The organism is Chlorogloeopsis sp. ULAP01, assembly GCF_030381805.1.
GTDB lineage: Bacteria > Cyanobacteriota > Cyanobacteriia > Cyanobacteriales > Nostocaceae > Chlorogloeopsis.
In genome coordinates, this window is sequence record NZ_JAUDRH010000003.1 from 332,861 (window position 1) to 351,971 (window position 19,111).

At 39.3% G+C, this 19,111-nt stretch carries 16 protein-coding genes; 9 read left to right on the plus strand and 7 right to left on the minus strand.

All coding sequences use genetic code 11. The features are described from left to right. Positions 1-95: 95 nt before the first annotated feature. The 4 genes from QUB80_RS07670 to QUB80_RS07685 all read left to right on the plus strand — a co-directional run bounded on the left by QUB80_RS07670 (position 96) and on the right by QUB80_RS07685 (position 3,315). Positions 96-1,145 carry a S1C family serine protease gene (locus QUB80_RS07670; protein WP_289788912.1) on the plus strand — a complete coding sequence of 350 codons (1,050 nt, stop codon included), beginning with the start codon at positions 96-98 and terminating at the stop codon, positions 1,143-1,145. Positions 1,146-1,576: 431 nt separating this feature from the next. Continuing rightward, complete coding sequence (locus QUB80_RS07675) at positions 1,577-2,446, plus strand: hypothetical protein (protein WP_289788913.1); 870 nt, start codon at positions 1,577-1,579, stop codon at positions 2,444-2,446. Between the two features lie 94 nt (positions 2,447-2,540). Continuing rightward, the gene (locus QUB80_RS07680) at positions 2,541-2,717 is read left to right on the plus strand and encodes a hypothetical protein (protein ID WP_289788914.1); all 177 of its coding nucleotides are present in this window, start codon (positions 2,541-2,543) and stop codon (positions 2,715-2,717) included. A gap of 178 nt (positions 2,718-2,895) precedes the next feature. Continuing rightward, entirely contained in the window at positions 2,896-3,315 is a 420-nt protein-coding gene (locus QUB80_RS07685; RefSeq protein ID WP_289788915.1) for an EamA family transporter, read from the plus strand. 68 nt (positions 3,316-3,383) lie between these two features. On the opposite strand, the gene QUB80_RS07690 is transcribed toward QUB80_RS07685, so the two are convergent. After that, on the minus strand, positions 3,384-3,848 hold the full coding sequence (locus QUB80_RS07690; RefSeq protein WP_289788916.1) for a hypothetical protein: 465 nt from the start codon (positions 3,846-3,848) through the stop codon (positions 3,384-3,386). Positions 3,849-4,207: 359 nt separating this feature from the next. On the opposite strand from QUB80_RS07690, the gene pruA reads away from it, so the two are divergent. From pruA to QUB80_RS07705, 3 genes are read left to right on the plus strand one after another with little or no spacing between them, the layout of a single operon-like run. Continuing rightward, on the plus strand, positions 4,208-7,228 hold the full coding sequence (gene pruA, locus QUB80_RS07695; protein WP_289788917.1) for an L-glutamate gamma-semialdehyde dehydrogenase: 3,021 nt from the start codon (positions 4,208-4,210) through the stop codon (positions 7,226-7,228). A gap of 41 nt (positions 7,229-7,269) precedes the next feature. Next, positions 7,270-7,488, plus strand: a complete 219-nt coding sequence (locus tag QUB80_RS07700) for a hypothetical protein (protein ID WP_289788918.1) — start codon at positions 7,270-7,272, stop codon at positions 7,486-7,488. 22 nt (positions 7,489-7,510) lie between these two features. Then, positions 7,511-7,951 (plus strand): GNAT family N-acetyltransferase, encoded by a 441-nt coding sequence (locus QUB80_RS07705; protein ID WP_289788919.1) that lies wholly within the window; start codon positions 7,511-7,513, stop codon positions 7,949-7,951. A gap of 190 nt (positions 7,952-8,141) precedes the next feature. On the opposite strand, the gene QUB80_RS07710 is transcribed toward QUB80_RS07705, so the two are convergent. Beyond that, positions 8,142-10,400, minus strand: coding sequence for a PAS domain S-box protein (locus QUB80_RS07710; RefSeq protein WP_289788920.1), 2,259 nt, complete (start codon positions 10,398-10,400; stop codon positions 8,142-8,144). Positions 10,401-10,867: 467 nt separating this feature from the next. Between QUB80_RS07710 and QUB80_RS07715 the strand changes: the two genes are divergently transcribed. Continuing rightward, a complete protein-coding gene (locus QUB80_RS07715) occupies positions 10,868-11,797 on the plus strand; it encodes a cobalamin-binding protein (protein WP_289788921.1) in 930 nt (309 codons plus the stop codon). Between the two features lie 1,328 nt (positions 11,798-13,125). Here the strand turns inward: QUB80_RS07715 and QUB80_RS07720 are convergent. Continuing rightward, positions 13,126-13,392 carry a hypothetical protein gene (locus tag QUB80_RS07720; RefSeq protein WP_289788922.1) on the minus strand — a complete coding sequence of 89 codons (267 nt, stop codon included), beginning with the start codon at positions 13,390-13,392 and terminating at the stop codon, positions 13,126-13,128. A gap of 504 nt (positions 13,393-13,896) precedes the next feature. Between QUB80_RS07720 and QUB80_RS07725 the strand changes: the two genes are divergently transcribed. After that, complete coding sequence (locus tag QUB80_RS07725; RefSeq protein ID WP_289788923.1) at positions 13,897-15,219, plus strand: sensor histidine kinase; 1,323 nt, start codon at positions 13,897-13,899, stop codon at positions 15,217-15,219. Between the two features lie 52 nt (positions 15,220-15,271). Here QUB80_RS07725 and QUB80_RS07730 read toward each other — a convergent pair whose 3' ends face one another. The 4 genes from QUB80_RS07730 to hrcA all read right to left on the minus strand — a co-directional run bounded on the left by QUB80_RS07730 (position 15,272) and on the right by hrcA (position 18,937). Then, complete coding sequence (locus QUB80_RS07730) at positions 15,272-16,252, minus strand: glycerophosphodiester phosphodiesterase (protein WP_289788924.1); 981 nt, start codon at positions 16,250-16,252, stop codon at positions 15,272-15,274. Positions 16,253-16,302: 50 nt separating this feature from the next. Further along, positions 16,303-16,977, minus strand: coding sequence for a hypothetical protein (locus QUB80_RS07735; RefSeq protein WP_289788925.1), 675 nt, complete (start codon positions 16,975-16,977; stop codon positions 16,303-16,305). 24 nt (positions 16,978-17,001) lie between these two features. Next, the gene (locus QUB80_RS07740; protein ID WP_289788926.1) at positions 17,002-17,661 is read right to left on the minus strand and encodes a DUF2834 domain-containing protein; all 660 of its coding nucleotides are present in this window, start codon (positions 17,659-17,661) and stop codon (positions 17,002-17,004) included. 196 nt (positions 17,662-17,857) lie between these two features. Then, positions 17,858-18,937, minus strand: coding sequence for a heat-inducible transcriptional repressor HrcA (hrcA, locus tag QUB80_RS07745; protein WP_289788927.1), 1,080 nt, complete (start codon positions 18,935-18,937; stop codon positions 17,858-17,860). Between the last annotated feature and the right edge of the window lie 174 nt (positions 18,938-19,111).

The window sequence follows — 19,111 nt, forward strand, 5'->3', positions numbered from 1 at the left end:
GAGAAAAGAAAATATTTTTCTTCCCAACTTTCTAACTTTCAATCTTCCCATCTTGCTGTTTCACAGTGGCCGTAATAACGATAGGAATGGCAGACATGAGAAGAAATCTGGGATGGGTATCAAAAGATGATTTCGCTCCCAGGGATGCAAGAATACCCCAAAACAACTCAAGAACTGATGAACAACTGCTTGATGCTTATTCCCAAGCCGTTATCAATGTAGTGGAGAAAGTCAGCCCTACAGTTGTGAACATTGATGTGCGAAGATGGCTAACAGGAAGTAGCCGCAATTATCAACCCTTCGCTCAAGAAGTACGCGGTAATGGTTCTGGTTTTATCTTCACACAAGATGGTTATATCCTAACTAACAGTCATGTCGTCCATGATGCATCCAAAATTCAGGTAACTCTTTCTGATGGACGCAGTTACGACGCCGAAATCATCGGCGACGATCCGGATACTGATATAGCTGTAATTAGAATTTATGCGCCCAACTTGGTAGCAGCACGTTTGGGTGATTCGCAATCATTGCGAGTTGGGCAGTTAGCGATCGCGATCGGACATCCTTTAGGCTTCCAAACCACGGTGACAACAGGAGTAATCAGTGCCTTGGGGCGCTCTTTTAAATCCCATTCTGGTAAGCTAATTGAGAACATTATCCAAACCGATGCGGCATTGAATCCAGGTAACTCCGGTGGCCCTTTAGTAACTTCTCATGCAGAAGTTATCGGTATTAATACTGCAATAGTGATGGCAGCACAAGGTATCTGCTTTGCCGTACCGATTCACACTGCCAAGATGGTTATCCCTGTCTTGATGAAATACGGTCAAGTCCGGCGCGGTTACATTGGTATTGGTGGACAAAATGTGCAAATTTCTCGCCGCATCATGTTATACCATGAATTAGCTGTGGATACTGGAATTTTTGTGATGTACGTTGAGCCCAATAGCCCCGCCGAAAAAGCTGGTTTGCAACAAGGGGATGTGATTGTTGGTTTTAATGGTTTAGCCCTTCAAAATATGGAGGAATTACAGAAGCTATTAACGCCAGAACGTGTGGGAGTGCGATCGCAACTCACTATTTTGCGTAACAATCGCAAGCTTGTAGTAAGTGTTGTGCCAGAGGAATCACCAAATAGAAGCTAAAAATAAGGCAGAGGGCAGAAGGGGAAGGTTTTGCTGTCTGCCTTTTAACTGCTGCCTTTAGACAATTTTAAAATTAACAGGACTCACGCACGAGTTATGAAATAATAACAAACCGCAGAGAAGCCAGTGCGCCCTTGCGGGTTAAGAGATTTGTAGGAGAACACTGCGCCCTTGGAGGTTCCCCGGAGGCGGAGCAACTCCTGCTCCACTCCGTTGTAGCAAGTGTCCGTGACACGGAGTCAAGAGGATTTTAGAGGGATTTTGCGTAAGTCCTAATTAAGTGTGGCTCGTCAGTTATTATTAAAATTTCTCCGCGTCAGCCTATATGATCAGTCTTTAAATAGACATGATATAAAAATTGGAGTGAAGCGATCGCTATACTCAATCTTGGCATGAAAAAATTTGCTCGAAAATTAAGGAGCAGAGGTGCTATGTCGCAATCAACTCGCATTTTGTTGCAAACAACTATCCCTACAACCGAGGATGACTGGAGTATCTGGCGCTTTTCGATGTTAAAGGATTATTTAGCTTCTTTAACAGATGAAGCTGAAAACCCTTTATTTGAAGTGACAGCACGCGATCGCCAAACAAATGACGAAGGAGATGATCCACTTTTAAGCACTCTTGATCAATCTGACTTCGAGCAACTATGGTTATTTGCTTTAGATGTTGGTGAGGGCTTAACTGAAAAGGATCGTGCGGGAATTAATGCCTTTCGGCAACGTGGTGGCGGTATCTTGGCAACACGCGATCATCAAGACATGGGATGTTCGATGTGCGGTTTGATTGATATCGGCGATGTTCACTACTTCAACTCCAAAAATCCCGATCCAGATCAATCTCGATGCGATCGCGATGACCCTTATACTACTTATATATCTTGGCCAAATTATCATTCTGGTGCTAACGGCGATTATCAAAAAATTATGCCTGTTGCACCTATTCACGAGTTATTGCAAGATATTGAATTTTTTCCCGCCCATCCCCATGAAGGTGGGATTGGAGTAAATGTCAATAATCCAAATGCACGAGTAATAGCATTAGGTAAAAGTTTGGTTACCGGTCGTGATTTTAATTTAATAGTGGCAATAGAACACTATAAAGATAGCCAAGATCAGATGCTCGGACGTGTCTTAGCTCATTCCAGTTTTCACCATTTTGTTGATTACAATTGGGACACAGATAAAGGCTGTCCTACCTTTGTAGATGAAGCACCAGGAAATGGTATGAAACAGGAACGACGTGCCTTGGAAGATATTAAAACCTATGTGCGTAACGCTGCTTTATGGTTAGCACATTGAAATATGTGGAACTGAGTAAAGCTAAAAATAACAGTGTTAAGCCCTTAGAGTGTTTACCCCAATTACTGGCTTATACATATAAAAGTCTAGAAAATTGACCATCAGTTTGGGGTTGACTACTAATGGCATAGATTATCAGTTTGTCTCTATCCAGCGAGGAAATCCCCCTATTTATCAACTATTGCTAAAACTAGATATAACTCGTCCTGATTTTTCAATTGAATTACTGCAAGTTCTCAAGGCAATTCACCATCAGTATAGTATTGAGTAATTGAGTAGTCTTTTCTAATACCAATTTTAAAAAAAATGTGACAAAGAGACATTGTAGAGACGTACTATGGCACGTCTCTATATCAGGATGTGTTGCAAACATTTTTTGAATCGGTATAGGATTAGCGATCACGTTGCTAGAAAAGGGATAAAGTAGAGCTAAAAATAAAATCATACGTATGATAATTGTGTCTTGGTTTACATATGCACTCGTATCACTGTTTTTGTATGGTTGCTGGGGATTCTTCAGTAAGTTGGCAACTAATTACATTAACCCCAAAAGTGCATTAATTTATGACATTCTTGGTGCAATTTTTGTTGGTTTAGTATTTATAACTGTGAACAATTTAGAGTGGCGAGGAGACATTCGCGGCGTTTTCTATGCAGTTATAACGGGTGTTACAGGAACATTAGCAACACTTTTCTACTTGGTTGCTGTGAGTAAAGGTTCCAGTTCTATTGTTTTACCTTTAACATCTTTATATCCTGCAATCACCGTTATTTTGGCGTTTTTTATCCTCAAAGAACCTATGACTTTACGGCATGGCATCGGTATTATACTTGCTATCTTCGCTATTATCCTGTGTGCGGGAGATTAGTTTTTCACAAACACAAGCGAGAAGACAAACTGGTAGCGATCGCGTTTCCTCATATTGGTAAACAATCATTAATTTGTATAACCACTTATATATTTAATTACAGGATCTGTTTGCACAACTTTACCATTTTTGAGAATTTCGAGTACGGCACCGTTGACAACATATTCATAGTTGCCATTTTTAGCAACATATCCTGTTCCTTCTTCTACATAAGTTAGCAGGGGACGGGTGCCTTTACCACTTCGCTTAGAAGTACCTATATAAAAAAGTTTGCCCAGCTTTTTGCAAATATAAATATTAAAATTAGGAGTTTCAATATAGGCGTCTAATTTTCCTCCTCCTGCATACTGTGGGCAAGTATATGCATTTGCAATGATGTCATTTTTCGCAGCTAAACTTTTAGTAGCAATAAATTCTGAGGCAAAAGCAGAATAAGTTGTATTAAATATTGCAGTCAATAGTGAAGCTACTCCACAAGTTGTAGTCAAAACAATCGAAAGCGATCGCTTTGCTTTCTGATTAACTTTGTTCATAATAGTGGCTAAAGTTTAAGTACTTTTACCTTCAAATTCAACTTGTAGTTTTTCGGATTCTGTTGGCAAAATTACAGATTCACTTCACAGCTAATACCGACGAAAGTAGCATTATATTGAACTGAGGTTGTATAAACGCGATAAATTCTGACTAGACAATAGGGGCTAGAGGAAAGAGATGTTCATGCACTAGTTGTGTGATTTATCACATCATCGTCTGACTTGGAAGCAAGCTAAGGATTAAGATTTGTGTAATATCCAGAAAATCTGGATGTGGTGGCAGCTTGCATCAAAGAGCGACAATAGAATATAGGGGTTTTGTGAATAAAGCCCGACTTTAAATAAGGAGTTTGTCATCTGTGGTTTTACAAGTACAAACAAGCACCTACGAAGCAAGAACCCAAGAAATTGCTAGACAGTTGCTTGCTGCGACACAGGAAAACCGTAATTTCTTCTCGGCATTGCGCGATCAGATGCGCTGGGATGATAAATTACTGGCTTGGGCAATGAGCAATCCTGGGTTGCGAGTGCAGCTATTTCGCTTTATTGATACTTTACCTGCTTTACGCAGTAAGCCAGAAATTGCCGCTCATTTACAAGAATATTTAGGTGACGAATCGGTAGAATTACCCGCAGCTTTGAAGGGGATGCTAAACTTTGCTAACCCTGATTCTATGCCGGGGCAAGTCGCTGCTACCACCGTTGCCACAGCAGTTGAAACATTAGCTCATAAATATATTGCTGGAGAAAATATTAAACAGGCGCTAAAGACAATAGAACGACTGCGTAAGGAAAAAATGGCTTTCACTGTAGATTTATTAGGTGAAGCAGTAATTACCGAAGCAGAAGCTCAATCTTATTTAGAACGCTATGTAGATTTGATGCAACAATTACAAGAAGCATCACAAAATTGGACAAATGTACCGCTAATCGATGAAGCAAACGGCGAAGCGCTCCCAAAAGTTCAGGTTTCTGTAAAATTAACGGCGTTTTATTCTCAATTCGATCCGTTGGATGCCCAAGGAAGTGAAGAAAGGGTAAGCTCGCGTATCCGCATCCTTCTGCGACGTGCTCAAGAATTAGGCGTTGCTGTTCACTTTGATATGGAGCAGTATGCCTATAAAGATATCACTTTCAGCATCCTGAAAAAACTCTTAATGGAAGAAGAGTTTCGCACACGTACAGATATCGGCATGACTATTCAGGCATATCTGCGCGACAGCGAACAAGATGCGCGAGAATTAATAAATTGGGCAAATCAGCGTGGTTATCCGATTACTATTCGCTTGGTAAAAGGCGCGTATTGGGATCAGGAAACCATCAAAGCAGCGCAAAAACATTGGCCACAGCCAGTTTACAATGACAAAGCAGCGACAGACGTAAATTTTGAGAAGATTACTCAATTATTGTTAGAGAATCATTCATATGTATACTCTGCCATTGGTAGCCATAATGTGCGATCGCAAGCCCATGCGATCGCGATCGCCCAAACCCTAAAAGTTCCCAATCGTTGCTTTGAAATGCAAGTCCTCTACGGAATGGGCGATAAACTAGCTAAAGCCCTAGTAGATCGAGGTTATCGTGTTCGTGTTTACTGTCCCTATGGCGAACTCTTACCAGGGATGGCTTACCTGATTCGTCGCTTGTTAGAGAATACCGCGAATAGTTCCTTCTTGCGCCAAAATTTAGAAAATCGTCCCATTGAAGAACTACTCGCACCTCCTACTATAGGACAAGGGGACAAGGAGACAAGGGGACAAGGGGATGGAAAAGTCTCCCCTTCTCCCACTTCTCCCATCTCCCACTCCTCCTCCTTCATTGGTGCGGCAGATACAGATTATGCTGAAGCGGAAGCGAAAAAGAAATCTCAACAAGCTTTCCAAAATGTTCGTCAGCAATTTGGTAGAACCTATCTCCCCCTACTAAATGGTAAGTACATCCAAACTCAAGAAATTATTGATTCTCTTAACCCCTCCAATTTCAGTGAAGTAATTGGTAAAGTTGGACTTATCTCTGTTGAACAAGCAGAAGAAGCGATGCAAGCTGCCAAAGCCGCATTTCCGAGTTGGCGTAAAACACCCGTTAGCCAACGCGCTGGTATTTTGCGAAAAGCCGCCGATTTAATGGAACAACGCCGCGCCGAATTAAGTGCCTGGATCGTTTTAGAAGTCGGGAAACCAGTGCGGGAAGCAGATGCAGAAGTTTCTGAGGCGATAGATTTCTGCCGCTATTACGCCACTGAGATGGAAAGGCTCGACCAAGGTTATAATTACGACGTAGCTGGCGAGATAAATCGTTATATCTACCAACCGCGTGGCATTGCTGTGGTAATTTCTCCTTGGAATTTTCCGCTAGCGATCGCAACAGGAATGACAGTTGCAGCTTTAGTTGCTGGTAATTGTACTCTACTCAAACCGGCGGAAACATCTTCAGTCATTGCAGCCAAACTCACAGAAATCTTAGTAGAAGCTGGAATTCCACAAGGTGTATTTCAATACGTTCCTGGTAAGGGTTCCCAAGTTGGTGCATATCTGGTGAGTCATCCTGATACTCATATGATTGTCTTTACTGGCTCCCAAGAGGTTGGTTGTAAAATTTACGCTGAAGCAGCAACTCTCAAACCTCTGCAACGGCACATGAAGCGAGTGATTGCCGAAATGGGCGGCAAGAATACGATTATAGTAGATGAAAGTGCCGACTTAGACCAAGCTGTCGTGGGTGTCGTGCAATCAGCTTTTGGTTACAGTGGGCAAAAATGTTCTGCTTGTTCGCGAGTAGTAGTTCTAGAACCGATTTATGATACCTTTGTGCAACGGTTTGTAGAAGCGACAAAATCACTTAACATAGGAGCAGCAGAGTTACCTGGCACTACTGTGGGACCTGTGATTGATGCTAATGCTCGCGATCGCATCCGTGAGTATATACAAAAGGGCAAGGCAGAAGCAAAAGTAGTTTTAGAATTGCCAGCACCAGATCATGGGTATTTTATCGGCCCTGTCATCTTTAAAGATGTATCACCAAATGCTATTATTGCCCAACAAGAAATTTTTGGCCCTGTTGTGGCAGTAATTAAGGCAAAAAATTTCCAAGAAGCGCTCTCAATTGCCAATGATACTAATTATGCTTTAACAGGAGGGCTTTACTCTAGAACTCCTTCACACATCCAAAAAGCGCAGGAAGACTTTGAGGTTGGAAACTTGTACATTAACCGTACAATTACGGGCGCTATAGTTGCACGTCAACCTTTTGGTGGTTTCAAGCTTTCTGGAGTTGGTTCCAAAGCAGGAGGCCCCGACTACTTGCTACAATTTCTAGAACCGCGTACTGTAACGGAAAATATTCAACGACAAGGTTTTGCTCCGATTGAAGGGGCAGAATAATCTAGGTTTGATAGGTGGGCAATGCCCACCTTATTTTATAAATGAACTATCAAAATGCGAAAGATGTACTTAATATTAAAAAACTAACCACAAAGAGCACATTAGACGCGGAGCGGCTACTTACCCTACGGGAAGCCGGGCAAAGCCCGTCTACAGAAGCCACTACTCTACGAGAAGCCGGACTACGTCCGTCTACGTGTCTACCCGTAAGGGTAGAACACAAAGGAAGAAATTGGTACTCATTCAGTGCAAGTTTATAGAGAATTGGCATAAGAAATTTTGATGAGTGATTTAATTATTAAATTGGCTGATTATCAGGAAGATTTTCCGAAAAGTGAGGAAATTAGAAGGATAGTTTTTCAAGAGGGGCAAGGAGTAGATTCAGATTTGGATTTTGATGGTGATGATGAAATTTCTGAGCAATTAATTGCTTATTTAAATGACGAAGTAGTAGGAACTGCTAGGATTAGATACTTGAATGCTCAGACTGCAAAGATAGAAAGATTAGCCGTTTTGCCAATAGCTAGAGGACAAGGTTTTGGCAAGAAAATTATGGAAAAAGCACTTTTAGTAATAGCTAGTAAAAATATTCCAGAAGTTGTAATTCATGCTCAAGAGTATGTAAAGGGTTTGCATCAACAACTAGGTTTTCAAGAAGAAGGAGAAGTATTTGAAGAAGCTGGAATTCGTCATGTGAAAATGAAGAAATATTTGAATTGTTAGTGGTTATTAAATAGAGTTGCGTCTTTCGCGATTAAATCTCTTGCACTCATGATTTTCTAACAAATCGACCATAGATTAACACCGATAAACACAGATTTTATCGGTGTCATCTGTGTCCATCTGTAGTTGTAATTATAAATCGACTCCTTCAGGAAAAGCAGTGTGCGATCGCCTCTCTAAAAGCCGCGCATCAATTGGTGTGCGCAGATGTTAACATCCCTGTCTCCTCACTTTCTTGATGAAGTTGATTGGGCAAAAATATTGTAAACCTACTCCCCTTTCCCAAAGTTGACTCTACTGTCACATCGCCACCGTGCAAACGGGCTAATTTACGCGTCAAAGCTAAACCCAATCCTGTGCCTTCGTACTGACGGCTAAGTCTGCTATCAAGCTGTTTAAACGGTTCAAACAGAAACTTGAAATGGCTAGGAGCAATACCTATGCCTGTATCTGATACGGTAAAAGTTATACCTAAAGATATTTTTCTAACTTCTAAAGATACTCTACCCGCAGGAGTAAATTTAATTGCATTTGTAAATAGATTGAGCAGCATTTGCTTGATGCGTCGTTCATCGGCAATGCAAATATCTGCTTGTTTATCAATTTCAGTTATTAGTTGCAATCCCTTTTTTTCAGCGCGATCGCGTACAGTAGACACAACATGAGCACACAATTCTTGTACTGGCAACTCAGATAGTAACAGTTCTTCTTTGCCAGCTTCCACTTTTGACAAATCGAGAATATCGTTAATCAGTGCTAGTAAGTGTTCGCCACTACTGTAAATACAATTAATGTACTCTTTCTGCTTGTCGTTAAGACAACCAGCCATTTCTTGTTGCAGCAGCTGAGACAAACCCATAATTGCATTCAGAGGTGTTCGCAACTCATGACTCATAGTTGCCAAAAATTCACTTTTTGCTCGACTTCCAGCTTCTGCTGCTTCTTTACTTTCACATAGTTTTAACTCTGTTTGTTTGCGCTCGGTAATATCCTCAATCATGGTGAGAAAATATTGAGGTTCGCCATTTGGACTGGAAATTAAAGAAACACTCAACTGAGTCCAAACTAATCTACCATCTTGATGCACAAAGCGCCTCTCCATTTCCAGGCGATCGCGAATTCCCAACATTAGTTGTTGATAAAGTTCTAAATCTCCCTCTTGCTTGACAATATAATCTGCAAAGCTACTACCGCATAATTTTTCCCGACTGTAGCCCAGTATTTTACACAGCGCTGGATTGGTATCTACAATCTGTGCTTTCATATCTACCAATCCGATACCGACAGACGAACACTCAAAAATTGCCCGAAATTGTGCCTCACTATATCGTAGTGTTTCTTGTGCTGTATTGCGTTCGCTCGCTTCTATTGCTAATCCAATAAAATCTGCAATTGTGCCAGCGAAGTTCTCTTCCTCCAATGTCCATTGGCGAATATAACCGATGTGTTCGTGACACACCGCCCCTACTAAAACACCTCCCAACCAAATAGGTGCAACCAACAAAGATGCAATGCCAAATACAAAAAGATAAGGCTCAGATAGTTCTTGGGTTCTGTTGTCATCAAAGGCATCGTGTGCAGCAATACTACGTTCTTGCTCTAAAGCCTGAAAAAACACAGGAAAATTGGCTTTCCAAAACGTCATGCCAGAGCTATGACAGTGTGTTGTAGCATCGTACAAATCGACACATTCTATTTTTGAGCGCTCTGAATTATATAACCATACACTGACTCGTTTAACCTCTACAGTTTGGGCTGTGGCTTCTGTTATTTCCCTCAATGCTATGTGTAGATTACCTTGCTGCAATGTCTTGCTTTTGGCTATCTGTACTAGAATTTGGTTCTGTTTTCGTAGAAAATTTTCCCTTCTTTGCAAAATCTCTTCTTTTTGCTTGCGTTCTGTAATATCTCTAATTGCTAATACCTGTATGTTTTGCCCTTGGTAAGGAATGATTTTGCTTTGCATTTCCACCGCAACAGTAGAACCGTCTTTTTTAACTACAATTACTTGATACGGTTTTTCGTACCCGAAAAGAATATGTTTTCTGATTAACTGTGGTGATGTTGCTGTTAGCAAATCAAAGCTTTTTTTACTAGTAAGCTTTGTAATTTCATCACCAGTCATTTTTGTAACTATTAGATTGGCGTCTAAAATAATTCCATTGTCGTCTATAATCAAGCATTCAACAGTTGTCTGTGATAGACAATGAAATCGAGATTCAATATTTTTTGAGGCAGACAATGCAAGTCCTTTCAAACTAAGCTCATCTATTGACTGAAGTTTTGTGGGCATAGAGAATCGAGAGTTGCCCATTACCCCTTGCCCTAAATCAACGGGCGGCGATTCCTCCCAACCTTTAAAGGGTTGAACTTCTTCGCCGATGTTCATAATTTCTTGGCTTTCAGCCACTGCTTTCGCAGTTTGCTCGCTTTCCTTACACTCCACCATTTTTGGTAAGTCTGTTAACCTTAATTTTCAGTAAAAAGACTGACAATAAAGTAATTTATACACGAAATCGAAGAATTTATTTCAACTTTATAAACACTTATCAGAGTATAAAAACACTCATAATCATATATGCTCCAGTACCCCATAACATAACATTGTTGATGATTGAGCTATGCCATAAAGCCTGTAATTACAGAAAAGCCTGCTTTTGATAAACTTCACACTCTGCGGATAGCTGCTCTATAAATGTCTACGTATAGCCGTACCTTTGAGGATGTGACGGCTACCGCGAAATGAACCGTATTACCCATGACAGGCAGCCTCAAATAAAAAATCACCTTTGTGCGTAAGTCTTAATTTCCTATCCTAATCCTGTGGTAAAACTCTCCTCTCACCTACAGGCAGATACCCAAGCAACTTGAATTTGCAACAATAAAAATAGTTGCAACTGTTGTGGAGATGGAGTAATGACCGATGGTAACTTGAGAATTGTCTCCCTAATTCCCAGTGGAACAGAAATTTTAGCTGTACTAGGATTGACTGATGCTATTGTTGGGCGATCGCATGAGTGCGACTATCCTCCAGAAATTCAAGATCGTCCAATTTGTACCCAACCCAGGCTAAATACGGAGGCATCTAGCAGCAAAATTCATGATGAAGTTAGCAATCTGCTTCAAAATGCTCTAAGTATCTACGAAATTAAAACAGACGTCTTAGAAAAATTACAGCCTACTCATATCGTCACTCAAGATCAGTGTGAAGTTTGTGCTGTTAGTGTTTTGGATGTAGAAAAAGCTGTAGCTTCACTCACTCACACCGCACCCGAAATTATTTCTTTAAAACCAAATCTTCTTAATGAGGTTTGGGCTGATATTGAAAGAGTAGCTAATGTATTCCAAGTAGACTCCATAAAAGTGCTAGAAAACTTGGAAGCTCGTGTGAAAATTGTCGCTCAGAAAACCCAAGGGCTTTCCCAATCAGAAAAGCTACCGACTGTCGCTTGTATTGAATGGATTGATCCTTTGATGGCAGCCGCCAACTGGATTCCTGAATTAGTTACTTTGGGAGGAGGAAAACCATTATTTAGCATAACAGGTCAGCCTTCTCCACAATTAACATGGGAAAATCTGATCACTGGTAATCCAGATATTATCGTATTCATGCCCTGTGGCTTTGATTTAGATCGCACTCGCCAAGAAGCTGAGTTGTTAACTAAAAATCCAGAATGGCAAAAACTCCGCGCCAACCAAACTGGTAGAGTCTACATTACTGATGGCAATTCCTACTTCAACCGCCCAGGGCCGCGGCTGGTAGAATCTTTAGAGATGTTAGCAGAAATTTTGCACCCAGAAATTTTTCAATATGGTTACAAGGGAGAAACCTGGGAACTACTCTAAAAAAGCATCTTGGTTACTTTTTAGCTCTGGTTTGTATCCATTCTATTAAAGGTCATAAGGTTCCTGGTAGTGCTGCCTCACTCACTCTCACCGTGTGTTGCTTGCCATTGTCTTCCACCATTAAAGTATACAGAAAGCGAGCAACACAACATTCTATCTATACAGATAATCGTCAACAGTTACTAATAACCAAGACTATAATCTCTTGTTTGGAGAGCGCTATTATAGCGAGATTTTTGGTCTATGTAGAGTTACACCCAATTCTCAATTGTGGTCTAATTTTTCTAACCTATTGGACTTTCTCTTTTGGATTAAATTAAGTGGTGATAGTGATTTTTACTCTTTTCTTTAATATATATAATGTCTGTGTATAATAATTCCTACCAAAAAATCTTTATATTAATTTTTTACTTTTTTATAACTATAAAATTTATAATATAACTTATATATACTTCAAATCGATTGAATAATTTTAGATTTGTTCCATAAAGAAATTTGGAGGTTTGTACCCTACTCGCAGCTATTGATAAGTATCAAATAGGCAAACTACTGAACATTGAAAACGTGAATTAATATAACAATCAAAGTTCTGAGTTACTTAATGTTCAGTGATTATAGCTATCTAAACTAATATTAGAGCTTAAATACCCATAACATTAAGCTTCTGACAGAGTTATTCCTGGATCATAAGATTAAATCCTCGCAAAACAGAGGAAATTTGCATAATAAAGCCTCTATCTTAGTTAAAACCCGTTTTGCTCCAGATTTACATGAATTTGCTTAAATAAAGTCAATATTATCTCATTTGAGAGATATGAATCTGCTGAAGCTAAGAATTAAATAGCAAATCTTCTACTTCCATGTAACTATTTTAGGCGTTTGTGCAATCGCTCTTTTCGAGGTTGCAAAAATTAAAGCATAAATTGATGGACTAAAGGCATATGATTTATTTAACATAGTTGTAGACCTCACTAGTTATGTGTGGTTGTGTGTTGTAGAACATAATTGAAATCTAGTCAGGGGGCTATCTCCTTGACTTTTTCTTTGTTTTCAGGATCCTAGCGACAGTACTTTACAACTTACGAAACGTTTATTTAGACGATTCCCTTTCTCAATAATTTTCTCCATTCAAAGAATTTTAATTATTAGTTGTTGTATTTAGTTTGTAATATTTCAGATTACTTTCAGATAAAAGTTGCATTAATTCCGTAAATATACTTACAAAAAATCTTTAGCTTCAGCAAGTCCTAGTCAATATATTAGGTATAGAAGATTTTGTAATTGGATAGATACTTGTTAAAACTGCCTGCTATTACCCATCAAGTAAGTTACTCTTTTACTTCAGGTTCTGGTAAAGAAACAGAAGCAGTGGATTGAGGTGATAAGTTTAATTGCTGGTGTTCTAGTTGCGCTTCTATGCTTGCATCAGTAATATCACCGAAATAAGCGCCAAAAAGCTTATCGTAGTTGGATGCAACAGCTAAAAAAGCACCACCTAATATATAAATAGGTAAGGGTAGCTTCAATTCTTCTATCCAATCAAACAGTTGCGCTAAAGCAAACAACACTAAAAAGCAAGCCAGCCAAACTCTCATTTTTCTATTCCTTAGACTTAGATTACTCTACCAATTGTAGACAGCTTATATCAAATCTTGATGCTGCCAACAACCACAATCCCACTGAGGTAGCATTCAGAAATAGAGCATAACTAAATATCTGTCTAGAAAATAAAGCAGAAGGCAGAGGAGGCAGTGCGCCCTTGGAGGCTCCCCGGAGGCGGAGCAGGAGTTGCTCCGCTCCGTTGTAGCACCTGCCGTGGCATTAGCCGCTTTACGTCTACTTACGCTTATTTGCTGTCGCGCAAGTAGGAATAAAGATTTTCATACTTTGTTATGTGATGAAATCAATGAAAGTCTTGCACCATTCTCAACAACAGCCAGAATTTGGTAACGAAGGTACGAAAGTGGTGGGCTGCTGCCTTTGGGCTGTTAGAGGGGAGATTGACTCTTACAAGGAAGACAGCTTGAAACAAATGATCTCAATTTTGAATTGCAATTTGGGAAATATATAAGCAAGAACAGTACAAAAATCAAAAAGACATGAGTTCAGCCATTAAAGAAGTAGAAAAAAATTCTTATGAGACTATTTTAGTCATTGATGATAGTCCCACCAATATAGAAGTTTTATATACGACTTTGACTAATGCAGGCTATAAAGTTTTGGCTGAGAGAAACGGCATCAACGGAATTGAAAACGTAAAAAATAATCCACCAGACTTGATTTTATTAGATGTGATGATGCCAAAATTAGATGGTTTTGAAACTTGTCGCCTTCTACAAACAGATTTATCAACCAGAGATATTCCAATTATTTTTATTACATCACTTTCAGAAATAGAAGAAAAAATCAAAGGTTTAACGCTAGGTGCTGTTGATTATATTCTTAAACCCTTTCAGCAAGAAGAAGTATTAGCCAGAGTTAAATTACATTTAAAAATGCGAAGATTGAATTTAGAGTTAGATGAACAAAAGCAGCAACTAGAAAAAAGAGTACAAGAAAGAACTGCTGAACTTTCTCTAGCTTTAGAGCAACTTAAAAAAACTCAGTTACAACTAGTTCAAAGTGAAAAAATTTCCTCCTTAGGGCAGGTGGTTACTGGTATTGCTCATGAAGTCAACAATCCTATTGGACTGATTTCCACTAATTTGTATCATGCTAGCAACTATGTTGAAGAACTTGTTAAATTAATTTATCTTTATCAAAAAAAATTCCCCTACCCAGGAAGCGATATTGAAGAAAAAATAGAGATAATGGATCTAGTTCATATCTTAGAAGATTTACCGAAGCTAATTTCTTCAATGAAGGTAGGAACGGATAGTATCCGTAGCACGATGCAATCTCTACAAAACTTTTCACGAGCGGATGGAGAGCGAAAAAAAGTTGTTGATATTCATGAAGGATTAGAAGTAACTCTGATGATTTTACAGCATCGCTTGAAAGCAAAGCCTAAACGCCCTGCCATTCAAGTTATCAAAGAATATGGTAATTTACCAAAAGTAGAATGTTATCCAGGACAACTAAATCAAGTATTTATGAATCTACTTATAAATGCGATCGAGTCTTTGGATGAATCGATATGTGTAGAAGACAACACAAAAAGTATTTATCCTGAGATTCGTATAACTACTACTATAGATAAACAGCAAGTGACAATTAAGATTGCAAATAATGGTTTAGGGATGAAAGATTTAGTACCGAGTCAAATATTTCAACCTTTTTTCTCTCTTCAACCTCAGGAAGCAGGAAATGGATTAGGACTTTCAATTAGTTATCAAATTATTACTGAGAATCATGGTGGAAAATTGCAGTATATTTCCTTGCCAGAAGGTACAGAATTTTTAATTCAAATTCCACCGACTTAAAATTATCATTTAGGCTTTGGTATTAAAAAATCAGAACAAATAAATAAAAACTCTATTTCATACTTAGATAAACAGAAATAGCCGTATCAGGATAATCGCTGAATACACCATCAATTCCTAAATTAAAAAACAGTTCATACTCTCCTTGAGGGTTTCCTTGTAAATCCTGTGGCAAAAAGCAATCTTCGTTACGGAAAGTCCAGGCATGAATTAGCAAATTAGCTGCATGAGCATCACTGACTAAAGATGTTGGTGATAACAATTTACCGTTATCATCTCTAGGCACAAGTAAGTTTTTATGAATACCAATAGCTTGAGCATAACTTGAAATTTTCTTTAATTCTTCTATTTTTACCAAATCTATGTAGGTTTGAGTATCGCTGTTCACTATAAAATCATAAGGTTTAGCATTAAGATTAAGCAGTTGTACTAGTGGTAAATCAGTTTTTGTAGACAAGTATTTAAGATTAGTCACTTCAAAAGACTGAATAAAAATAGGTGCATTATTTCCCTCATAACCATTAGCTTGCAAAGTTTCGATTAGAATATCTTCTAGCGACAAGCCAATCAATTGAAAGTAAGTTGGGTGCTTAGTTTCTGGATAAATTCCAATGATGCGTCCTGTTTCTATACTTTTACGCTTTACTAAATCAATAACTTCCTGCAAGGTAGGAATTTCTAAAATTCCATCAAACTTTGTATTTTGAGGACGCAATTGGGGAATTCGTTCTTTAGCTCTTATTGTTTTAATTTCTGCTAGAGTAAAATCTTCAGTAAACCAGCCTATTTTGGCTTCCCCATCGATAATCTTGAGAGCTTTACGACTTAAAAATTCTGGGCGAACAGCAACATCTGTTGTTTCAGAAATTTCATTTTCATGACGAGCAATTAAAATACCATCCTTGGTGATAACTAAGTCTGGTTCAATGAAATCAGCACCCATCTCAATCGCTAATTCATAAGCAGCTAGTGTATGTTCTGGGCGGTAACCGCTTGCGCCTCGATGTGCAATTACAATTGGTTTTTTTTGCATCAAAGTTATAGGCACAATTTCACTATTATTTTGCTTTTTAATTTCTTATTCTAATAGGCATTTTCTGGTTGCTTGAGGTGAATGCTGGGTTCCGGTAATGGAGGGCGCAGGCAAAGATAGATTAAAGGGCCAAATAATGGTAAAAACGCTATAGCCCAGAATATTTGGGGGTTATTCAAGCCGCGCCGTGCCATATCATCACCCAAAACAGTTGGGAATAACAGGCAGAACAAGCAAAATGCCAAACTCATGCCATGAATGAAGCGATCGCCCAAAAACTGCTGCCAGTAACCTGCCCAATCGCCAAACATCATAGCATAGGCAAATAAGCCAATAGTGGTTAAACTTTGGATTACACCGAAAAAGCGAGAATCTAACAACTGTAAAAAAGCATCTTTTTGTCCAGAAAATTCTTGATTTGGTTCGCGAGATGCCAAGTAAGGCAGCAAACCAATTACTCCTGCTCCTACTGTTGCTAAAGCAAAAGGCCAAAAAGGAGTCTTTTGCATCCTACCATCAAAAAACAGAAGGGCGCTATAAATAAATAGCCAAATACCAATCAGAGAAAATAACGATAGAATGACAGGATTTACTTCTGTCCAATTCAGGGTGAAGATATTTTTTAGTAGTATAACTGTGGCTTCTAAATGAAAAGGTGGAGCTAGCCACAAAATATAAGCAATAAATCCAGCCCACAACGACCAAAGTGTTATTCTTCTAGTCATAATTCTGAGTTTATACAGTGGGTTCTAACTGGGTAATAGCTCTGAACTCGCTTCTGGTAAAGGTGGACGTATACACAGATACATCAACGGGCTAAATAGTGGAATGAGCGCTACCAACCAAAATATTTGAGGATTTTTCAATCCACGACGCACCATATCATCTCCCAATAATGCGGGAAATAAAGCGCAAAGTAGACAAAAATCCAAGCTCATCACATGAATGAAGCGGCTGGTTTGCCACTGCTGTACAAAATTATTCCAATCTCCTTGCCCTAATCCATAGCCAACTAAAATAGCCGCGCCTATAGTCAGAACCACACCAGTCCAGCGAGAATCTAGTAGCTTTAAAAAAGTATTCTTTTGGCCAGAAAACTGTGTATTTGGTTCCCGTAGAGCTAAGTACGGTAGCAGGGCAAAGGCTCCGACTGCAAAAGAGAGAACAGCGAAAGGCCAAGCGGGAATTTTTTGTCCTTTCCCATCTATAAAAATGACTGCACTGTAAATTAAAGGCCAAACGCCCATAATGTTGAACAGTGAGATAACAAGCGGATTAATGCCTTGCCATCGCCCTGTGGAAAGATTTTTAATCAACTCGAATGTGTCAGGTTGATTGGGAGGGGCAAACACAAAGGCATAGATAATCAATCCTAGCCAGATTAACCAAAATACAGTTTTTTGTTGCATGAAGATTTATTTTACTGAAGCTGGCAAAATAAATAATTCATACTAAAGTTATAATTGACGAGTTCCCCTGGCATAAAGAAGCGCAGTACGTTGGACGGCTTCCTGGAGGATATTACGAATTGGTATAATATAGTCTCTAAAATTTAGTCAAAGCTCGATCATCAAAGGCAATAGTACGGAGTTTAGGGATACAAGATTATTGGCTCAACGCTTCCGATAGGTAATCAGCAGCTGCGGCTACGACTGCGATCGCTCCTTCATAATCTAAGCGTGTTGGCCCCAAAACGCCTACACTACCTACAGGCACTGAACCACGACGATAGGTAGAAGAAATTAAGCTACAAGTACGTATGGGTTCGAGAGGATTTTCTGAACCAATCCGAACTGTCACTCGTGATTTACCAACTTCCTCTACCTCTGGCTCGTCAACTATTAATTGCCACAATTGTTCTTGTTCTTCTTCTAATAGCTGGATAATTGCTTGCACTTGTTGGAGGTGCGAAAATTCTGGCTGCCGCAGCACTTCTGAGACACCGCGAACCATTATTTGTGTGGTATTTGGTGTTAAACTCCGACGACTAAATTCTGCTAGTGACTCTTTTAAGTATTCGCCGTAGTGCTGAAACTCCCGATCCAACTGACTCCAGTCTAAGTTAGCTAATTCTAGGAGACTACGCCCCCGCAAATGATTATTTAGAAAGTTGGAAACAATTTGCAACTCCCGATCTATTACCTCCAGATCGAGTTGTCTTTCTTGTCGTTTTGGTGGCAAATCCATTAATGCCGAATGGGTTTCGTAACTATCCGTTACCACAATCAACATTACCTTGCCCGATTCAATTTGCACCAATTGTAGATGTCGCAGTTGGGCGCTTACATTCTGCGGCATGGTAATCAAGCTAATGCAACCACTCAAGGTTGCTAAGATTTGAGCTGCTCCTTGCAATAAAGCTTCCAAACTCCAATCTTCCCACTTGAGGCGATGTTGCAGTGCATCTTCTACCTGCCGCGCTAAAGTATCAGAAGGTGTAATCAGCTTGTCAACGTAAATGCGATAGCCAGAGTCGGAAGGTACTCTGCCCGCAGAAGTGTGGGGCTGATAAAGTAGTCCAACTTTTTCTAACATACCCATCACGTTGCGAATCGTTGCTGAACTAACACCCAAGTTATATTCCTCAACTAAAGCTTTGGAACCAACAGGTTCTGCCGTGGCGATATAATGACGTACTGTTGCCCAGAGTATGTGTTGTTGTCGATTTGTTAGCTGGACTTGCATGGCGAGTATTTATCGAAGCTAAATTTAAATCAATTTTTGAAAAATGAAAAATTTATCAGATGTTGCAATAACCATTAATAATTAGTTAAGCAAGATATCAAATTCAGAAGGTATCTTGGAATACGTAAAAACAAAGTTACTGTTTTACCTCTAGCAAAAAATGTTCTCCAAATT

Coding starts and splice junctions, on each gene's coding strand:
- QUB80_RS07670 (WP_289788912.1), top strand. CDS start 96: ATGAGAAGAAATCTGGGATGGGTATCAAAAGATGATTTCGCTCCCAGG.
- QUB80_RS07675 (WP_289788913.1), top strand. CDS start 1,577: ATGTCGCAATCAACTCGCATTTTGTTGCAAACAACTATCCCTACAACC.
- QUB80_RS07685 (WP_289788915.1), top strand. CDS start 2,896: ATGATAATTGTGTCTTGGTTTACATATGCACTCGTATCACTGTTTTTG.
- QUB80_RS07690 (WP_289788916.1), bottom strand. CDS start 3,848: ATGAACAAAGTTAATCAGAAAGCAAAGCGATCGCTTTCGATTGTTTTG.
- QUB80_RS07700 (WP_289788918.1), top strand. CDS start 7,270: ATGAACTATCAAAATGCGAAAGATGTACTTAATATTAAAAAACTAACC.
- QUB80_RS07705 (WP_289788919.1), top strand. CDS start 7,511: ATGAGTGATTTAATTATTAAATTGGCTGATTATCAGGAAGATTTTCCG.
- QUB80_RS07710 (WP_289788920.1), bottom strand. CDS start 10,400: ATGGTGGAGTGTAAGGAAAGCGAGCAAACTGCGAAAGCAGTGGCTGAA.
- QUB80_RS07715 (WP_289788921.1), top strand. CDS start 10,868: ATGACCGATGGTAACTTGAGAATTGTCTCCCTAATTCCCAGTGGAACA.
- QUB80_RS07720 (WP_289788922.1), bottom strand. CDS start 13,392: ATGAGAGTTTGGCTGGCTTGCTTTTTAGTGTTGTTTGCTTTAGCGCAA.
- QUB80_RS07725 (WP_289788923.1), top strand. CDS start 13,897: ATGAGTTCAGCCATTAAAGAAGTAGAAAAAAATTCTTATGAGACTATT.
- QUB80_RS07730 (WP_289788924.1), bottom strand. CDS start 16,252: ATGCAAAAAAAACCAATTGTAATTGCACATCGAGGCGCAAGCGGTTAC.
- QUB80_RS07735 (WP_289788925.1), bottom strand. CDS start 16,977: ATGACTAGAAGAATAACACTTTGGTCGTTGTGGGCTGGATTTATTGCT.
- QUB80_RS07740 (WP_289788926.1), bottom strand. CDS start 17,661: ATGCAACAAAAAACTGTATTTTGGTTAATCTGGCTAGGATTGATTATC.
- hrcA (WP_289788927.1), bottom strand. CDS start 18,937: ATGCAAGTCCAGCTAACAAATCGACAACAACACATACTCTGGGCAACA.